At 65.6% G+C, this 16317-nt stretch carries 15 protein-coding genes; 5 read left to right on the top strand and 10 right to left on the bottom strand.

The annotated features are described in order from the left end of the window. Positions 1–55 precede the first annotated feature (55 nt). Genes hflD through AC1DCU_RS05450 form a run of 4 tightly spaced genes read right to left on the bottom strand, consistent with a single transcriptional unit; the run spans position 56 to position 2757 of the window. Complete coding sequence (gene hflD, locus AC1DCU_RS05465; protein WP_025879123.1) at positions 56–670, bottom strand: high frequency lysogenization protein HflD; 615 nt, start codon at positions 668–670, stop codon at positions 56–58. After that, positions 667–1809: a tRNA 2-thiouridine(34) synthase MnmA gene (gene mnmA / locus AC1DCU_RS05460; RefSeq protein WP_442252051.1), complete on the bottom strand. Its 1143-nt coding sequence runs from the start codon at positions 1807–1809 to the stop codon at positions 667–669. The genes hflD and mnmA overlap by 4 nt, the downstream gene beginning before the upstream one ends. Then, positions 1806–2267 (bottom strand): NUDIX hydrolase, encoded by a 462-nt coding sequence (locus AC1DCU_RS05455; protein ID WP_025879125.1) that lies wholly within the window; start codon positions 2265–2267, stop codon positions 1806–1808. Before AC1DCU_RS05455 ends, mnmA begins: the two co-directional genes overlap by 4 nt. A 1-nt stretch (position 2268) precedes the next feature. Next, positions 2269–2757: a hypothetical protein gene (locus AC1DCU_RS05450; RefSeq protein WP_025879126.1), complete on the bottom strand. Its 489-nt coding sequence runs from the start codon at positions 2755–2757 to the stop codon at positions 2269–2271. Between the two features lie 113 nt (positions 2758–2870). On the opposite strand from AC1DCU_RS05450, the gene clpS reads away from it, so the two are divergent. After that, the gene (clpS, locus tag AC1DCU_RS05445; protein ID WP_025879127.1) at positions 2871–3197 is read left to right on the top strand and encodes an ATP-dependent Clp protease adapter ClpS; all 327 of its coding nucleotides are present in this window, start codon (positions 2871–2873) and stop codon (positions 3195–3197) included. Positions 3198–3243: 46 nt separating this feature from the next. Here the strand turns inward: clpS and AC1DCU_RS05440 are convergent, their stop codons facing one another. Beyond that, complete coding sequence (locus tag AC1DCU_RS05440; protein ID WP_280883743.1) at positions 3244–4056, bottom strand: APH(6) family putative aminoglycoside O-phosphotransferase; 813 nt, start codon at positions 4054–4056, stop codon at positions 3244–3246. 137 nt (positions 4057–4193) lie between these two features. Between AC1DCU_RS05440 and clpA the strand changes: the two genes are divergently transcribed. Continuing rightward, positions 4194–6476, top strand: coding sequence for an ATP-dependent Clp protease ATP-binding subunit ClpA (clpA, locus tag AC1DCU_RS05435; protein ID WP_032974818.1), 2283 nt, complete (start codon positions 4194–4196; stop codon positions 6474–6476). A gap of 73 nt (positions 6477–6549) precedes the next feature. Here the strand turns inward: clpA and AC1DCU_RS05430 are convergent, their stop codons facing one another. The 3 genes from AC1DCU_RS05430 to aat form a co-directional block, all read right to left on the bottom strand. Beyond that, positions 6550–6945 (bottom strand): hypothetical protein, encoded by a 396-nt coding sequence (locus tag AC1DCU_RS05430; RefSeq protein ID WP_099783944.1) that lies wholly within the window; start codon positions 6943–6945, stop codon positions 6550–6552. Positions 6946–7148: 203 nt separating this feature from the next. After that, the gene (gene infA / locus AC1DCU_RS05425) at positions 7149–7367 is read right to left on the bottom strand and encodes a translation initiation factor IF-1 (protein WP_005409596.1); all 219 of its coding nucleotides are present in this window, start codon (positions 7365–7367) and stop codon (positions 7149–7151) included. An 86-nt stretch (positions 7368–7453) separates the two neighbouring features. Then, the gene (aat, locus tag AC1DCU_RS05420) at positions 7454–8194 is read right to left on the bottom strand and encodes a leucyl/phenylalanyl-tRNA--protein transferase (protein WP_442252061.1); all 741 of its coding nucleotides are present in this window, start codon (positions 8192–8194) and stop codon (positions 7454–7456) included. A gap of 71 nt (positions 8195–8265) precedes the next feature. Here aat and AC1DCU_RS05415 point away from each other — a divergent pair, with 71 nt between their 5' ends. Beyond that, entirely contained in the window at positions 8266–9534 is a 1269-nt protein-coding gene (locus AC1DCU_RS05415) for a hypothetical protein (RefSeq protein ID WP_442252053.1), read from the top strand. A gap of 61 nt (positions 9535–9595) precedes the next feature. Here the strand turns inward: AC1DCU_RS05415 and AC1DCU_RS05410 are convergent, their stop codons facing one another. Next, the gene (locus AC1DCU_RS05410) at positions 9596–10720 is read right to left on the bottom strand and encodes a GNAT family N-acetyltransferase (RefSeq protein WP_442252054.1); all 1125 of its coding nucleotides are present in this window, start codon (positions 10718–10720) and stop codon (positions 9596–9598) included. Between the two features lie 401 nt (positions 10721–11121). Here AC1DCU_RS05410 and AC1DCU_RS05405 point away from each other — a divergent pair, with 401 nt between their 5' ends. After that, a complete protein-coding gene (locus tag AC1DCU_RS05405; protein WP_442252055.1) occupies positions 11122–12660 on the top strand; it encodes an N-acetylmuramoyl-L-alanine amidase family protein in 1539 nt (512 codons plus the stop codon). A 68-nt stretch (positions 12661–12728) separates the two neighbouring features. Here the strand turns inward: AC1DCU_RS05405 and trxB are convergent, their stop codons facing one another. Continuing rightward, on the bottom strand, positions 12729–13700 hold the full coding sequence (gene trxB / locus AC1DCU_RS05400) for a thioredoxin-disulfide reductase (RefSeq protein ID WP_478014129.1): 972 nt from the start codon (positions 13698–13700) through the stop codon (positions 12729–12731). 232 nt (positions 13701–13932) lie between these two features. On the opposite strand from trxB, the gene AC1DCU_RS05395 reads away from it, so the two are divergent. Continuing rightward, on the top strand, positions 13933–16296 hold the full coding sequence (locus AC1DCU_RS05395) for a DNA translocase FtsK (RefSeq protein ID WP_032974812.1): 2364 nt from the start codon (positions 13933–13935) through the stop codon (positions 16294–16296). The last annotated feature ends 21 nt before the right edge of the window (positions 16297–16317 follow it).

Genomic DNA, 16317 nt, shown 5'->3' with positions numbered 1-16317 from the left:
ACCCTCGTGGCGCTCGGACGCCAGCGCCGGGCCATGCCCGGCGGGCTCCCCGCCCTCAGGCCAGCTGCCGGTCCACGGCCTCGACCATCGCCTTGCGGCTGAGCAGGAAGTCCCAGTAACTGCCACCCAGCTGCCGCCACAGTACGGCGGCGCGCACGGCGGCCAGCAGCAGCGCGCGGATCTCGGCCACCACGCCGGCCTGGCCCAGGTAATGCGGGTTGCCCTGCACCATGACCCGCGGCTTGAGGTGGCTGATGGTGTCTGCATACAGGCCGCCCAGCGCGGCCAGAACATCCGGGTGGCCGCTGTCACCCAGCTCGGTGGCCTGGCGCTGGGCGCGCTCGATACCCGAGGCGACCTTGTTCACGGTGGCGCCGTCCTGCACGAAGCGGCGCTCCAGCTGCAGTACCGACAGGGCCAGCTTGGGCAGGATCGGGTCCTGGCCCTGGCTGCGGAAATAATTGTGCAGCAGGCGCAGGCCGGATTTCAGGGCGTGCCGATCGCCAAAAACCGCCTGCGGCGAGGACGCATCGATGCGGAACACGCTGTCCACGGCAGTGCGCACGGCAGCGGCGTCGGAGTGGCCGGTATCGGCGATACGGCGTACCTGCTGCAGGGCCTGGGCAATGCCGGCCAAAGCCAGAACGCGGTCGTCGACAGTGAAACTCATGCAGCGATTACCTCAAAAGGAGAAGGGGTGGTGCGCAGGCGCTGTTCCAGCGGCGCGTCGGTGGCGGCGATCACCGCGCCACCCAGGCAGACCTCACCGTCATACAGCACCAGGGATTGCCCGGGGGTGACTGCACGCTGCGGCCGGGCGAAGGTGACCTGCACGCTGCCGTCGTCCAGCACGTCCACGCTGCACGGCTCATCGGGCTGGCGGTAGCGGGTCTGCGCGGCGCATTCAAAATGCCGTGCCGGTGGTGCGCCGGCAATCCAGTGCGCGGTCTCCGAGCGCAGCCTGTTGGACAGCATCCATGGGCTGTCACGGTCCTGGTCCACGTACAGCACGTTGCTGGCCACGTCCTTGCCGACCACATACCAGGGCGCGGCAGGGCGGCCGCGCACGCCGCCGATGTTCAGGCCTTCGCGCTGGCCCAGGGTGAAATAGAAGACGCCAGGATGTTCGGCGATCACGCTGCCATCGCTGGGATCGAGGATCTGCCCGGCCTTGGCCGGCAGGTAGCGCCCAAGGAACTCACGGAAATCGCGCTCGCCGATGAAGCAGATGCCGGTGGAATCCTTCTTGGCGTGGGTCGGCAGGCTGACGTCGCGGGCAATCCGGCGCAGGTCGCTCTTTTCCAGGTCACCAATCGGGAACAGGGTGGCCGCCAGCTGCTCCTGCCCCAGCTGGTGCAGGAAGTAACTCTGGTCCTTGGAACGGTCGGCGCCACGCAGCAGCAGCCACTGATGGCCGCGCTGGGCAATGCGTGCGTAATGGCCGGTGGCGATCCGCTCGGCGCCCAGTTCGCGGGCCGCATCGAGGAAGTGCTTGAACTTCACTTCGCGGTTGCACAGCACGTCCGGGTTGGGCGTGCGGCCGGCGGCGTATTCGGCCAGGAAGTGCTCGAACACGCCCTGCCAGTATTCGTTGGAGAAATCGCGGAAATGGAACGGAATGCCCAGCAGTCCGCAGACCGCTACCGCGTCGCGGCGGTCGTCCTCGGCGCGGCAGTCACCGCTGCCGTCGTCGGCCCAGTTCTGCATGAACAGACCGGCCACGGCCTCGCCCTGCTGCACCAGGCGCCAAGCAGCCACGGAAGAATCCACGCCGCCAGACACGCCAACCATCACCCGTGGGCTGCTCATGCGACCTCCCGGACCAGTGCAAGCGGATAGCGCTGGCCGGCCAGGTAGTCGGCCAGCACCTGCCAGACCAGCGGGCTGCGCTGGCGTCCGGCGGCGGCCTGCAGTTCGGCCGGGGTCATCCACAGCGCCCGATCGATGCCGGCATCCAGCGGCCGCGCCGGGTCGTGCGAGACCGGGCGCGCGGCATAACAGAAGCGCAGGAACGGGGTGCCGTCACCGGCGGTCCACTGGTAGCAGCCGATGAAGGCGGTCAGTTCCACCGTCCAGCCGGTTTCCTCGACGGTCTCGCGCAGGGCGGCCTCGGCCAGGCTTTCACCCGGCTCCAGATGCCCGGCCGGCTGGTTCAGCACCTGCCGGCCCTCGATGGTTTCTTCCACCAGTAGCACCCTGCCGCCGTCGACCACCACGGTGGCGACGGTTGCATGCGGTGCCCAGCGCGGGTCCGGCGAGGTGTTCAACTCAGAGATCGTCCTTCTTGGTCAGCTCCAGCTCCATCGCGTCGGCGGTGCGGATGGCCGCATCGATGGCGTCGCTGAGCTGGTCGGAGGTGGCGTCGGCATCGATCTTCACCACGAACATCGCGGTCGACTCCTGCTTCACCCAGCCGCCCATCTTGGCGTCCTGCGAATCTTCCAGCAGGCGGTTGGCCACGGCCACCGGGAACTGCTTGGTCTGCGAGGTGTAGCCCGGCGACCAGATCTCGCGGATGTTGTGGGTACCGAAGTCTTCCACCGACGAGCGCACATAGACGATCTGGGTGCGATCGCCTTCGACATCGAACACCATCTGGTAATCGCCGTCTTCATCGACCTCGTAGGTGTAACCCAGCTTTTCCAGGTGACGGGCAACGGCCTTGTCGGCCTTCGTGCTGTCAGTGGTGGTCGCAGCGCCAGCGGTGCCCGCGGCAGCCAGGGCGATCAGCAGAGCGGAGAGAAGGGTCCTTTTCATGAAGATCCTGTGAAACCAAGTGTGTGGGAAGGTGCAATTGTGACGGCGGGCGCCCGTGCCGTCCATTCCACGCGGGGCCTACGCAAGGCCGTCGCACCCCTTATAATCGGCAGATGCCTCGCGAGTCCGCCCCCGATTCCCACCACGAGCACGGCGTTGCCGTGGAGCCCGCGCGCCCGGAAGTGGCGCCGCCGCCCTTCTATCAGGTCATGCTGCTCAATGACGACTACTCCCCGATGGATTTCGTCGTGGACGTCCTGCAGCAGTTCTTCAACATGGATCTGGACAAGGCCACCCAGGTGATGCTGCACGTCCACACCCGTGGCCGTGGCGTCTGCGGTGTGTTCACCCGCGAAGTGGCCGAAACCAAGGTGGCCCAGGTCAACGAGTACGCGCGGATGAACCAGCACCCGCTGCTGTGCACGATGGAGAAGGCCTGATCCTGGCACGGCGTGCCCACCAGGGTGGGCACCTGCCAGGTTCGCGTCACGCCTCCGCCAGCGCCTGCAGGGCCATCACGGCCACCGCCTCATCGATGTCGGCCGGGTCACCATCATCCCTGAACCACACCGCTGACAGGCCGGCACTGGCCGCGATCCAGCGCAGCAGCCGCGTGCGCTCGAGATCGGCCAGCCGGCAGACCTGTTCCACCCGGGCATGGAAGCGCTCGGGCCGTGTTGCCACATGGATGCCCGGCCCGCACAGGTCCGGGTTGCTGAACATCGTGGTGTAGTCGAACGCGCGGTCGCCCAGCAACCGCTTCGGGTCGATCGCCAGCCAGCCCCGTGCGCCGAAATCCAGCACGTTGTCGTGGTGCAGGTCGCCATGCAGGGGCCGCATCTCCTGCTCGTCCTCCAGCAGTGCCATCGCCAGCGATCTGCACTGTTCCAGCAATGGCGGCAGCGGTGCCCTTGGTTGCAGCAGATCGGCGAACCATCTACGCAGGCAGACCAGATCTTCTGGTGGCGCGCTCCGTGGCCGGTGCAGCTGCTGCAGGACCTGGCACAGGATCATGGTGCAGGCGTCGTCCTCGCCCTTGATCGAGCGTTGCCGCAGCGAATCGCCGTGCGCCCGTTCGATCAGGATCGCCGGCCCCTCGTGGGCCAGCAGGCGTGCGGCACCGTCGCCGTTCCACCAGCGCAGCAGGCGATGGCCGTTCTGTTCCTCTGTCTCCGTGCTCACCTTCAACATGGCCGCCTCGCCAGAGGCGGTCAGCACCGGCCAGAGCCGGGCATGGGGGGTACGGATCGAAGGACCATCACGTCGCAATCGCCAGCGGCTCAGGTAGGGTTCGCTCATGTGGGTGGGCTGTCCTGGAGTGAACGATGATCAAGCGTTTGGTAGTGCTAACGCCATCTGAACGTCGCAATCCGCTAGGGTGATGGAAATCGTGTAGTCAGGCCGCATATTGTCTCCAACTGCCGCCGGAGTAATCCATGTTCAGCAAAGACCTCGAACACACCATCGGCCAGTGCTACAAGCGCGCCCGTGAGGCCCGACATGAGTTCATGACGGTCGAACACCTGCTGTTGGCACTGCTCGACAACCCGTCCGCCCAGGCCGTACTGAAGGCTTGTGGCGCCGACGCCGACCGCCTGCGCCAGGAGCTGGAGCAGGCCATCGAGGCCTCCGTGTCCCGCCTGGCCGAAGATGACGGCCGCGATACCCAGCCCACGCTGGGCTTCCAGCGCGTGCTGCAGCGGGCCGTGTACCACGTGCAGTCCTCCGGCAAGAAGGAGGTCACCGGCGCCAACGTGCTGGTTGCCATCTTCGGCGAGAAGGACTCCCACGCGGTCTATTACCTCAACCAGCAGGATGTCACCCGGCTGGATGTGGTCAATTACCTGTCCCACGGCATCGCCAAGCTGGGCGAGGAAGGCGAGCAGCCGTCCTCCTCCGAGGGCGAGGGCCGCATGGAGGGGGGCGAAGGCGAGCCCAAGGGCGATGCCCTGACCGAGTTCGCCAGCAACCTCAACGAGCAGGCCCGTGCCGGTCGCATCGACCCGCTGGTCGGCCGTGCCGACGAGATCGAGCGCACCATCCAGGTCCTGTGCCGCCGCCGCAAGAACAACCCGCTGTACGTGGGCGAGGCCGGCGTCGGCAAGACCGCGATTGCCGAGGGCCTGGCCCGACGCATCGTTGAGGGTTCGGTGCCGGACGTGCTGGCCGATGCGGTCATCTATTCGCTCGATCTCGGCGCGCTGGTGGCCGGTACCAAATACCGTGGCGACTTCGAAAAGCGCCTGAAGGGCGTGCTGACCGCGTTGAAGAAGGTGCCCAATGCGGTGCTGTTCATCGACGAGATCCATACCATCATCGGCGCCGGTTCGGCGTCGGGCGGCACCATGGACGCCTCCAACCTGATCAAGCCGGCACTGGCGTCGGGCGAGCTGCGCTGCATCGGCTCGACCACCTTCCAGGAATACCGCGGCATCTTCGAGAAGGACCGGGCGCTGGCCCGTCGCTTCCAGAAGATCGACATCGTCGAGCCGACCGTGGGCGAAACCTACGAGATCCTGCAGGGCCTGAAGTCCAAGTACGAAGCCCACCACGGCGTCACCTACGCCGATGAAGCGCTGCAGGCCGCCGTCGACCTGTCGGTCAAGCACATCGCCGATCGCCTGCTGCCGGACAAGGCCATCGACGTGATCGATGAGGCCGGTGCCCGCCAGCGCCTGATGCCGGAAGGCCAGCGCAAGGAGTTGATCGACGTCGAGGAGGTCGAGGCCATCGTCGCCAAGATGGCGCGCATCCCGGCCAAGCAGGTCAGCGCCACCGACAAGGATGTGCTGCAGCACCTGGAGCGCAACCTGAAGATGGTGATCTTCGGCCAGGATCCGGCCATCGGCACCCTGGCGTCGGCCATCAAGCTGGCACGCTCGGGCCTGGGCAATCCGGAAAAGCCGATCGGCAACTTCCTGTTCGCCGGCCCCACCGGTGTCGGCAAGACCGAGGTGACCAAGCAGCTGGCGCTGCAGCTGGGCATCGAACTGGTCCGTTTCGACATGTCCGAATACATGGAGCCGCATTCGATCAGCCGCCTGATCGGTGCGCCCCCGGGCTATGTCGGCTTCGACCAGGGTGGCCTGCTGACCGAGAAGATCGTCAAGACGCCGCACTGCGTGCTGCTGCTGGATGAAATCGAGAAGGCGCACCCGGACATCTTCAACATCCTGTTGCAGGTGATGGACCGTGGCGTGCTGACCGACACCAACGGCCGCGAAGCCAACTTCAAGAACGTGGTGCTGGTGATGACCACCAATGCCGGCGCGGCGCAGGCCTCGCGGCGCTCGATCGGTTTCACCAAGCAGGACCACGCCACCGATGCGATGGAGACCATCCGTCGTGCGTTCACCCCGGAATTCCGCAACCGCCTCGATGCGGTGGTGCAGTTCCAGCCGCTGGGCTTCGAACACATCCTGCGCGTGGTGGACAAGTTCCTGATCGAACTGGAGATGCTGCTGCAGGAGAAGCACGTCAGCCTGTCGGCCACGCCGACTGCGCGCGACTGGCTGGCCCACCACGGTTTCGACCCGCTGATGGGCGCCCGCCCGATGGCGCGGGTGCTGCAGGACAAGGTGAAGCGCCCGCTGGCCGACGAACTGCTGTTCGGCAAGCTGGTCAACGGCGGCAAGGTCAGCATCGACGTGCGCAACGACGAACTGGTGGTCGAGGCGCAGGCCGAGCCGGAACGGCTGTTGCCGGCCACGGTGGAGTAAGGATGTGCCGGGCAGCGCCCGGCAACGGAAGCAACGACAGGGCGGCGCAGGCCGCCCTTGTCGTGTCAGCTCCTCAGCGGCTGCGCTGGCGGGCCATGCGCTGGAAGGCGGCAGCTTCGAGGGGTTCGATCCGCTCGACCGTGCAGCTGGCGCGATCGGTCTTCAGCACGCTGCGTGAGCCGGCGCACAGCTGGTTGCTTTCGCCCTGGGTTTCAAATGCCAGCCGCCGCGAGGTCACGGCGCTGCTGCAGGAGGCTTTGAACACCACGCGGTAGTGCTGGTCACCATTGCGCAGCAGCACATCGCGATCAGCGCCGGCGCGGACGATCTGCTGGTCTTCGCTCAAAGCAATGCAGCTGTCACCGGCGCTTGCCGACGGCGTGTCGGCGGCCTGGGCGGCGGGTGCGATCAGGGCGGCAGTGCTGAGTACCAGGGCGGCGAAGCCAGCGGGCAGGGAGGTCACGTTCATGGCAGGGGCAGGGGATGGCGATCCGGACTGGATCGGATGCCACGATGACGCCGCCGCTGCGAATGCGAATCTGCCGCAAGCATGGCTGACCGATGTCACGGTGCATTCGGTCAGGGTGCCGTCCGGCAGGGCCGGATTCCAGGCATGACAAAAGGCCAGCGTCCAGGGCTGGCCTTGTCGAGGTGGCGCAACGCGCCAGCCGCTTACTTCATTCGGTAGGTGATACGACCCTTGGTCAGGTCGTACGGGGTCATTTCAACCTTGACCCGGTCACCGGTGAGGATGCGGATGTAGTTCTTGCGCATGCGGCCGGAGATGTGGGCAATGATTTCGTGCCCATTTTCCAGACGAACGCGGAAAGTGGTGTTCGGCAGCGTCTCGCTGACGGTGCCCTCGAACTCGATGGAATCGTCTTTCGACATGTAGTCCTGTGCGGTTCAGAAAACGGCCACGCTGGGCCTAAGGCGCAGCATTTTACGCGTCAAACGCCCAGCTTGCAAAGATTGTGTTATTCCCCGGCAAAATCCGCTGCCGGCACGCGCCCGACGAGCCGGGTCCAGACGCCTTCCCGGCCCGGCGCCTGTACCGCGCTGCGGACCTGCTGCAGAAACGGCGCGCGCGGCAGATGCTCGGCGCCCATGCGCAGCAGATGCGGATTCTCCACCTGCGCGTCGATCAGTGGCCAACCCCAGCCGTGAAGCGTGCGTGCCAGTGCGGCCAGCGCCACCTTGGAGCCGCCACTTTCGCCACTGAACATGCTTTCACCGAAGAACATCGTGCCGATAGCCACGCCATAGATGCCGCCGACCAGCGTCTGCCGATCCCACACCTCGAAGGAATGTGCGAAACCCAGGTCGTGCAGCTGGCTGTAGGCATCCACCATCGCCGGGCTGATCCAGGTGCCGTCCTGGCCGGGGCGGGGCGCGCTGGCGCATGCACGCATCACCTGGCTGAAGGCGGTATCGGCGGTCACTTCCCAGCAGTTGCCGCGCAGCTGCCGGCGGAACCTGCTGCTCAGGTGCACGCCGTCGGTACGGAACACCATGCGCGGGTCCGGCGACCACCACAGGATCGGCTCGCCTTCACTGAACCACGGAAAGATGCCGCCGGCATAGGCATTGAGCAGGCGCAGCGGATGCAGGTCGCCGCCCACCGCAAGCAGGCCATCGGGTTGGCGCAGCGCTGTCTCGGCCGGCGGAAAGGGGGCATCCGGCGCATCGGCCAGGCGCCAGGGCAACTGACGGGTCATGCCGGCATTGTATTCGTCGTGGCGATGCGCGATGTCTGGCACCATCACGCACTACCGGCAAGGAGCCCCGCATGAGCGATCCGATCACCGCCATCCTCGATGCGCACGATGCGCCGCGCACACGCAATGACAGCCTGGCCATGCTGTTGACCCTGGCCAGCGAAGACCGCCCCCCGCTTGGCGCGCTTCTGCTGCAGGCGCTGGATCGCCGCTCACCCGGCTCCACCTTCCTCGACACGGCCTTGGATCTGCTGCCGGACGAGGCTGTCGCTCCGGTCTGTATTGACGCTTGGCGGCGCTATCGTGACGGCGAGCGTGGCGAGCTGCTGACCAGCGTGCTGGAGTTTGCCAGCTACCAAGCGCCGCACACGCTGCAGGACGATTGGGAGGCGCTGCTGGAGGTCGCCATCGAGGATCACATCCAGCTGGCCTCGCAGGTCTGGCAGGCATTGCCGCCGTCGGTTGCGACTGACTGGGCGCATCGGTTGACCGAGGCGGACGACGATCGCGAACTGGAGCGGGCCAAGGCAGTGCTGCTGGCCACCCAGCCGGAGACCCATGCCGCCGCCCGTGGCTACCTGGCCGACTGGAGCGACCTGGATGCCGAGGTCTGGGCGCACTGGGCGGGCCTGGCCGATGGCCCGCGTCTGCGCCGCCTGCATGGCCAGCAACCGCTGCACCTGCGCTTCGGACGCGAACAGCATCGCGCACAGGTGGACGAAGAGCCTGCCTGGCGCAAGCGGATCTGGCGGCTGCATCCCACCTGGAATGGCGGCCAGGTGCTTCACGCCGGGCGCGTGGGCGGGCTGCTCGATGCCTTGTGCGGCAGCTGTCATGCGCCGCTGCAGCGTCTGCTGCAGTCCGATGCTGCGGCGCTGCAGCCGGACGCGGAGGGTGAGGTCACGCTCGGGCTGTGCCTGGACTGCTGTGGCTGGGAAGACCCGCCCGTGCGTTTCTATCGGCACGATGCAGAGGGCATGCCGAGCTGCCACCCCAGCCAGCACTGCCAGGTGCCGATCAATCCCACCGACAGCGGCGACCTGCTGCAGGCCGAAGTGGGTCTTGCCGCGATGGACAGCCATCGCTGGCAGCAGCAGGACTGGGGCCAGTCCAATCACCGGCAGAACCTGTCGCGGGTGGGTGGCGCACCGAGCTGGGTGCAGAGCGCGCACTACCCGGCGTGCATCGATTGTGGCGAGCAGATGCCTTTCGTGATGCAGCTGGACTCAACGTTGCCGACCACCAATGAAGGCATGGTGCTGTGGGGAAGTGGCGGCATGCTGTACAGCTTCTGGTGCGCGAAGTGCCGGGTGAGCGGGCACTTCTGGCAGTGCACCTGAGCGCAGCATCCCCGCCATTGCCGTGGTAGATGCCAACCTTGGCTGGCACGCTTCTCCGACGCTACGGTTCCGCGCGGAAAGGGCCATGCCCCTGCAGTTCCTGCTGGTAGCGCCGCACATCCCGCCGCTCCTGCCGGCACCAGTCCTGCAGTGCCTCGGCAAACTCCGCATCGGCCACCCAGTGCCGGCTGCGCACGATGGTGGGCAGGAAGCCGCGTGCCAGCTTGTGCTCGCCCTGCGCACCCGGCTCGAAGCGGGCCACGCCCTCTCGCAGGCAGTACTCGATGCCCTGGTAGTAGCAGGCCTCGAAGTGCAGGCCGGGCAGGGTGGCACCGCCCCAGTAGCGGCCGTACAGCGTGTCGCCACCGCGCAGGCACAACGCGCCGGCAATCGGTTCGCCGTCCTGTTCGGCCAGAAACAGCACCAGCCCGCGTCCCAGTGAAACCGCCAGATGGCGCAGGAACGCTTCGGTCAGCGCTGGCGCGTTGCCGTATTCCAGGAACGTCTGCAGGTAGAAGCGGTACATCGCCTGCAGATCGGCGCGGGTGGCCTCGTCGCCATGCACCACCCGGAAGCTGATGCCCTGACGGCCGACCTTGGCGCGCTCCTGGCGGATGTTCTTGCGGTGTTTGTGGTCCATCGCGCCCAGGAACTCTTCGAACGTCACCCAGTCACCCCGGTTATGCCACTGGAACTGGATGTCCTCGCGCAGCAGCCAGTCGTCATCGAAGACCGTTTCGTCAGCTGCCGTGTGGAAGTTGATGTGGGCTGATGACACATCCAGCGCGGGCAACCGGTCGCGCAGTGCCGTCAGCAGGGCGGTGCGCTGCGCGTCGTCACGGGCCAGCAGGCGCGGGCCAGTCACCGGCGAGTACGGCACCGCGCCGAGCCACTTCGGGTAGTAGTCGCGTCCGTGCCGCGCATAGGCATTGGCCCAGGCGTGGTCGAACACGAATTCACCGTGGGAATTGGTCTTCAGGTAGCCGGGAACGGCGCCGACCAGGGCATCACCGTCCCAGAGGGTGAAGTGCTGCGGCTGCCAGCCCCAGTCCTCGCGCAGGCAGCCGTAGGTTTCCAGGCCGGACAGGAAGGCGTGGCTGACGAATGGATTGCGGCCATCGTGCAGGGCATCCCACGCGGTGGCGGGAACGGACTGCAGGGAGTCGAGGAAGCGGGCGGTGGGCATGGGAAGAGGATAGGGCAGGTGCGGTGCGGGATGACGGTGTCGCGGCGCCGCGGGTTGAGTTTAACCAGCCGGGGTGAGGGTCTGATCGCCCGTCACGATGGGAGTGACGCGGTGCCGATTGGCGTCGGCCTTGGATCACTCGGTACCGCTAACTGCAGGGGGCACGGCCGATGCCGTTCAGTGTTCGCGAATGGACAGCTTGCCTTTCTCAAAATTCTCGGGGGAGCTGTTCGAGGCTGGCGAGGATTGGCTTGTTGCGGCGTTGGTAGGCGCGATGGGCCTGAGGGAAATTGTGAATTCCCGGATCTGAAACGCCTAGCATTACATCCCTTTTGAGGGCTTGGCWGTGTTGATCCGTGCGACACGCGTGGCGCACTCCCCAACCTTTCAAAGGAACTGATATGAATTTCGTGCGCGCGTTCCGCCCCATTGGATTGGCGTCGATCATTGCCTGCACCTTACCCTGTCCGCAGGCGCTCACTCAGCCTTTACCGCCCGCCGCTGATACAGATGTGGCGTTGGATCTTCTATTGACGCGGCAAGCACAGAAGATCCTGGATGACCACCAGTTGCGCAGGTCCAGATCCACGGGCATATCAGTTGGTGCCTCTGTTGATATCCAGCAAAGGAAGCTCGTCATCAGCTTCGGGGCTGGAATCCTGCCGTCGGAGGACGATCATTCGCTCGAGGAACTGGAGCAGCACATCAGGAACACCCTGGAGGCCTACACGACGCAGGCCGGCGTAGGCGAAGTTGAAACGGTCATTCTTTACGAGGGAAAGCCCTACTGGGAACACTTTCCTCGCGGCATCAGTGCGCAAGAGCAGGGCTCTGCCAGGCAGGCAGGGGGCCAGGTTCTTGTCTCGGCCAGTCACGGGCTGCTGAGAGTGCACCCCGGTATGGGGTGGGAATTCCAGCGGCCTGTACGCAATGGCGTGCAGGAGGATCTGATTACGCCCGGATATGCGGACGAGTTGCAACGGCTGCTGGAAGATCGAGGGGGTGTGACCGTGCATCGTGCGCGTCGCGGCGGGGGCGGTACGCACCCGGATTCAATGCGTCCGTGGTATGAGATGTCAGCTCGTTACCATCTCAAGGATCTTCTTCCTGATCGGACAGATATCTGGAATCACTTTGCGAACAGTACTGCGAGCGACAGGGAGGTGTCAGATGACATCCGCGCTCGACCGTACTACGCGAATCATCTCGGCGTTGCAGGGATGCTCAGCATTCACACCAATGCGGATGTCCCAGGCGTTGCCCGTGGGTCAAGGGTTTTCTACCATTCAAGCAAGCCAGCGGATCGACAGCTGGCCGATCTGACGTTGTGCTACATGCGGGAGCTCATCACCGCACAGGAGGGTTACGCTGACTTTCCTGTTCCCCGAGATGGCGTCGCCGCAGGACATGGTGAAAACAACTTCGCAACCATGCCGTCCATAGTGGTCGAGGTGGCTTTTCACACAAATGCCGCGGACGCCGCCGCCCTCCAGGACCCGGTGTTCCGTGCCGCTTCCATGAAAGGAGTTGAGAAGGGCTACCGGCTCTTCCGCGAAGGCAAGGGCTGCGTTCCGTTGGAGGCCGAGCCCATCCAGGGAATACGGTTGCCTCAGGGAAGCTCACAGCAGGTGGATGTCGCCTTCGAGGGCTATCCGCAGTACCCCATCGAACTGGTCACCACGAACGTGGGCTGCCCGCCCGGATGGACCTGCAGCGACGGAAAGGTTCGCATCACTAGCCCCGACGACAAACCCAGCCAGATTACCCTGCGGTGCGAGAACGCCGGGAGTGCGCCAATTCTGTGGGATACGCGGGTCGTGGACGCCGATGGCGTGAAATCGCCACCTGTGCGCCACGTCGTGCAGTGCATCCGAACATCGCGCGGGTTGAGCGAGGCTCCGATCATCTCTGCCGGTGTGGAGCCCGCGACGGCAGGTTGAATGCTTTGAAGCGGGCGCTTTCGCGCCCGCTTCAAGTCAACTCTGTCTCGACGCTACAGAAGCCAGCCTCAGCTGGCCTTGCCCTGTGCATCCAGGTAACGCTCTGCGTCCAGTGCGGCCATGCAGCCGAAGCCGGCCGAAGTGATCGCCTGGCGGTAGTGCTGGTCGGCCACGTCGCCGGCGGCGAACACGCCTTCCACCGAGGTCTGGGTGGCGTTGCCGCCCAGGCCCGAACGGATTTCCAGGTAGCCGTTGTTCATGGTCAGCTGGCCGTCGAACAGCTGGGTGTTCGGGTGGTGGCCGATGGCCACGAAGAAGCCGTGGGCATCGATGTCGCGGGTGCTGCCGTCCAGGGTCGACTTCACGCGCACGCCGGTCACGCCGGCCTCGTTGCCCAGCACTTCCTCCACCTGGTGGTGCCAGACGGTTTCGATCTTGCCGGCTTCAACCTTGGCGAACAGCTTGTCCTGCATGATCTTTTCCGCCTTCAGGGTGTCGCGGCGGTGGACCAGATAGACCTTGCGGGCGATGTTGGACAGGTACAGCGCTTCTTCCACGGCGGTGTTGCCGCCGCCGACCACGACCACGTCCTGGTCACGGTAGAAGAAGCCGTCGCAGGTGGCGCAGGCGGAGACGCCGCGGCCCTTGAACTCGTCTTCGGTCGGGATGCCCAGGTACTTGGCGGTCGCGCCGGTGGAGATGATCAGGGCGTCACAGGTGTATTCGTGGCTGTCGCCGATCAGCTTGAACGGGCGCTGCGACAGGTCCGCGGTATGGATGTGGTCGAAGATGACCTCGGTCTCGAAGCGCTCTGCGTGGGCCTGCATGCGCGCCATCAGGTCCGGGCCCATCAGGCCATGGGCGTCACCCGGCCAGTTGTCCACTTCGGTGGTGGTCATCAGCTGGCCACCCTGCTGCAGGCCGGTGATGACGACCGGCTTCAGGTTGGCGCGGGCAGCGTAGACGGCAGCGGTCCAACCGGCCGGGCCGGAACCGAGGATGRCAAGACGCTGGTGGCGGGAGGGCAGGCTGGTGCTCATGTAGACTCGCGAAAAGGTAGATGGGACAAGGCGCGGCGATGTTTGCACAGCATCCTTGGCTGGTCATAGAGTGGCGGCTGGGGCAGGGCGATTCAAGCCGATGAACAGAACAGCGCCATCCACGGGCGGTTTCAGGCCCTGTCATCGCTTGCGCGGCAACGGATAACTGAAAACTGACGCCGTCTCGTTTATTATCAAACACTAACAGCGCATTCCAAAGGTATGGTCTAAGGTGGCGAAGCAGGTCCCCGAACGCTCCAAGTCCGACGACAAAAAGGCATCGCGTCGCTCGGCGGCAGCGGCCACGACCGACAACCCACGCCGTCAGCGCCTGTGGCGCGACCTGGGTCTGATCGCCATCGCGCCGGCGCTGCTGTATCTGGCTGCCAGCCTTTTCACCTATTCAGCGACGGACCCGGGCTGGTCACACACCGGCAGCGTGGTTGCGCCGGTACACAACATGGGCGGCCGCGCGGGCGCGTGGATCGCCGACGTGCTGCTGCAGCTGTTCGGCTACATCGCTTTCCTGCTGCCGGTGGTGCTGGGCGCGCTGGCCTGGATCGCAATGTTCGGCCTCAAGCGTGAGAGCAAGGGCGAGAACGATCTGGACCCCGCGTTGCGGCTGGTCGGCCTGGTCGGCTTCCTGATCGCCGGCACCGGCTTCCTGCACGTGCGCCTGTTCAGTGGCGATGTCTCCAGTGCCGGCGGCATCCTCGGCAAGCTGGTCGGCAATTCGCTCAGCGTGGGCTTTGGTGCGCTGGGCGCTAACCTGTTCGTGCTGGTGTTGCTGCTGGCCTCGATCACTCTGGCCACGGGCCTGTCCTGGTTCGTGGTGATGGAGAAGATCGGTCGCGGCGTGATGTCGCTGGCACCGTTGCTGGAGCGCAAGAAGGAGCAGGCCACCGAATGGCAGCAGACCCGCGTTCTTCGCGAGGAACGCCAGGAAGTGCGCAAGGCCGATGCCGAAGTGCGCGCCAAGCGCGAGCCGGTGAAGATCGAGCCGCGCCCGGAGCCGGTGATCGAAAAGAGCGACCGGGCCAAGCGCGACAACCAGATCCCGATGTTCCGTGGCGTCAATGGCGACGGCTCGGACCTGCCGCCGCTGGCCCTGCTGGATGATCCCAAGCCGCAACCCGTGGGCTATGACAAGGACACCCTCGACGCGCTGTCGCGGCAGATCGAGTTCAAGCTCAAGGACTTCCGCATCGATGCACAGGTGGTCGGCGCCAACCCCGGCCCGGTCATCACCCGCTTCGAGATCGAGCCGGCGCCGGGCATCAAGGTCAGCCAGATCAGTTCGCTGGACAAGGACATCGCCCGCGGCCTGTCGGTGAAGTCGGTGCGTGTGGTCGATGTGATTCCGGGCAAGTCGGTGATCGGCCTGGAAATCCCCAACGTCACCCGCGAGATGATCTACCTGTCCGAGCTGCTGCGCTCGAAGGAGTACGACAAGTCGGCCAGTTCGCTGACCCTCGCGCTGGGCAAGGACATCGCCGGTCGCTCGACCGTGGCCGACCTGGCGCGCATGCCGCACCTGCTGGTGGCCGGTACCACCGGTTCGGGCAAGTCGGTGGCGGTCAACGCGATGGTGTTGAGCCTGCTGTTCAAGGCGTCGCCGAAAGACCTGCGGATGCTGATGATCGACCCGAAGATGCTCGAACTGAGCGTCTACCAGGGCATTCCGCATCTGCTGGCGCCGGTGGTCACCGACATGAAGGAGGCCGCCAACGGCCTGCGCTGGTGCGTGGCGGAGATGGAGCGCCGCTACAAGCTGATGAGCGCGGTGGGCGTGCGCAACCTCGCCGGCTTCAACAAGAAGGTGAAGGACGCCCAGGACGCTGGCCAGCCGATGATGGACCCGCTGTTCAAGCCTAACCCGGAGCTGGGCGAGGCGCCGCGCCCGCTGGAGACGCTGCCGTTCATCGTCATCTTCATCGACGAATTCGCCGACATGATGATGATCGTCGGCAAGAAGGTCGAAGAGCTGATCGCGCGACTGGCGCAGAAGGCGCGTGCGGCCGGCATCCACCTGATCCTGGCTACCCAGCGCCCGTCGGTGGACGTCATCACCGGCCTGATCAAGGCCAACATTCCCACCCGCATCGCCTTCCAGGTCAGCTCGAAGATCGATTCGCGCACCATCCTCGACCAGTCCGGCGCCGAGACGCTGCTCGGTCACGGCGACATGCTGTACCTGCCGCCGGGCACGGCGATGCCCGAGCGTGTGCACGGCGCCTTCGTGTCCGATGAGGAAGTGCATCGCGTGGTCGAGCACCTCAAGGCAATGGGGCCGGCCGACTATGTCGACGGCGTGCTGGACGAAGTACAGACGATGGGCGATGGCGTGGTGGTCGGTGCGACCGGCCTGCCGGAGACCAGTTCCGGCGGCGGCGATGAGTCCGACCCGCTGTACGACGAAGCGCTGCGCGTGGTCACCGAGACCCGCCGCGCGTCGATTTCCGGCGTGCAGCGTCGCCTGAAGATCGGCTACAACCGCGCAGCGCGACTGATCGAGGCCATGGAAGCGGCCGGTGTGGTCAGTCCGCCCGAGCACAACGGCGACCGCACCGTGCTGGCACCGCCGCCGCCGAAGTAAGCCAAGCCCTGCCGCATTCCC

It is taken from the genome of Stenotrophomonas sp. 10L48 (assembly GCF_056395105.1).
This window is presented reverse-complemented; position numbering and strand designations above follow the sequence as displayed.

What these genes read in the sequence shown, in the direction of transcription:
- hflD (WP_025879123.1), bottom strand. Translation starts at nt 670, where the DNA reads ATGAGTTTCACTGTCGACGACCGCGTTCTGGCTTTGGCCGGCATTGCC.
- mnmA (WP_442252051.1), bottom strand. Translation starts at nt 1,809, where the DNA reads ATGAGCAGCCCACGGGTGATGGTTGGCGTGTCTGGCGGCGTGGATTCT.
- AC1DCU_RS05450 (WP_025879126.1), bottom strand. Translation starts at nt 2,757, where the DNA reads ATGAAAAGGACCCTTCTCTCCGCTCTGCTGATCGCCCTGGCTGCCGCG.
- clpS (WP_025879127.1), top strand. Translation starts at nt 2,871, where the DNA reads ATGCCTCGCGAGTCCGCCCCCGATTCCCACCACGAGCACGGCGTTGCC.
- AC1DCU_RS05440 (WP_280883743.1), bottom strand. Translation starts at nt 4,056, where the DNA reads ATGAGCGAACCCTACCTGAGCCGCTGGCGATTGCGACGTGATGGTCCT.
- clpA (WP_032974818.1), top strand. Translation starts at nt 4,194, where the DNA reads ATGTTCAGCAAAGACCTCGAACACACCATCGGCCAGTGCTACAAGCGC.
- AC1DCU_RS05430 (WP_099783944.1), bottom strand. Translation starts at nt 6,945, where the DNA reads ATGAACGTGACCTCCCTGCCCGCTGGCTTCGCCGCCCTGGTACTCAGC.
- infA (WP_005409596.1), bottom strand. Translation starts at nt 7,367, where the DNA reads ATGTCGAAAGACGATTCCATCGAGTTCGAGGGCACCGTCAGCGAGACG.
- aat (WP_442252061.1), bottom strand. Translation starts at nt 8,194, where the DNA reads ATGACCCGTCAGTTGCCCTGGCGCCTGGCCGATGCGCCGGATGCCCCC.
- AC1DCU_RS05415 (WP_442252053.1), top strand. Translation starts at nt 8,266, where the DNA reads ATGAGCGATCCGATCACCGCCATCCTCGATGCGCACGATGCGCCGCGC.
- AC1DCU_RS05410 (WP_442252054.1), bottom strand. Translation starts at nt 10,720, where the DNA reads ATGCCCACCGCCCGCTTCCTCGACTCCCTGCAGTCCGTTCCCGCCACC.
- AC1DCU_RS05405 (WP_442252055.1), top strand. Translation starts at nt 11,122, where the DNA reads ATGAATTTCGTGCGCGCGTTCCGCCCCATTGGATTGGCGTCGATCATT.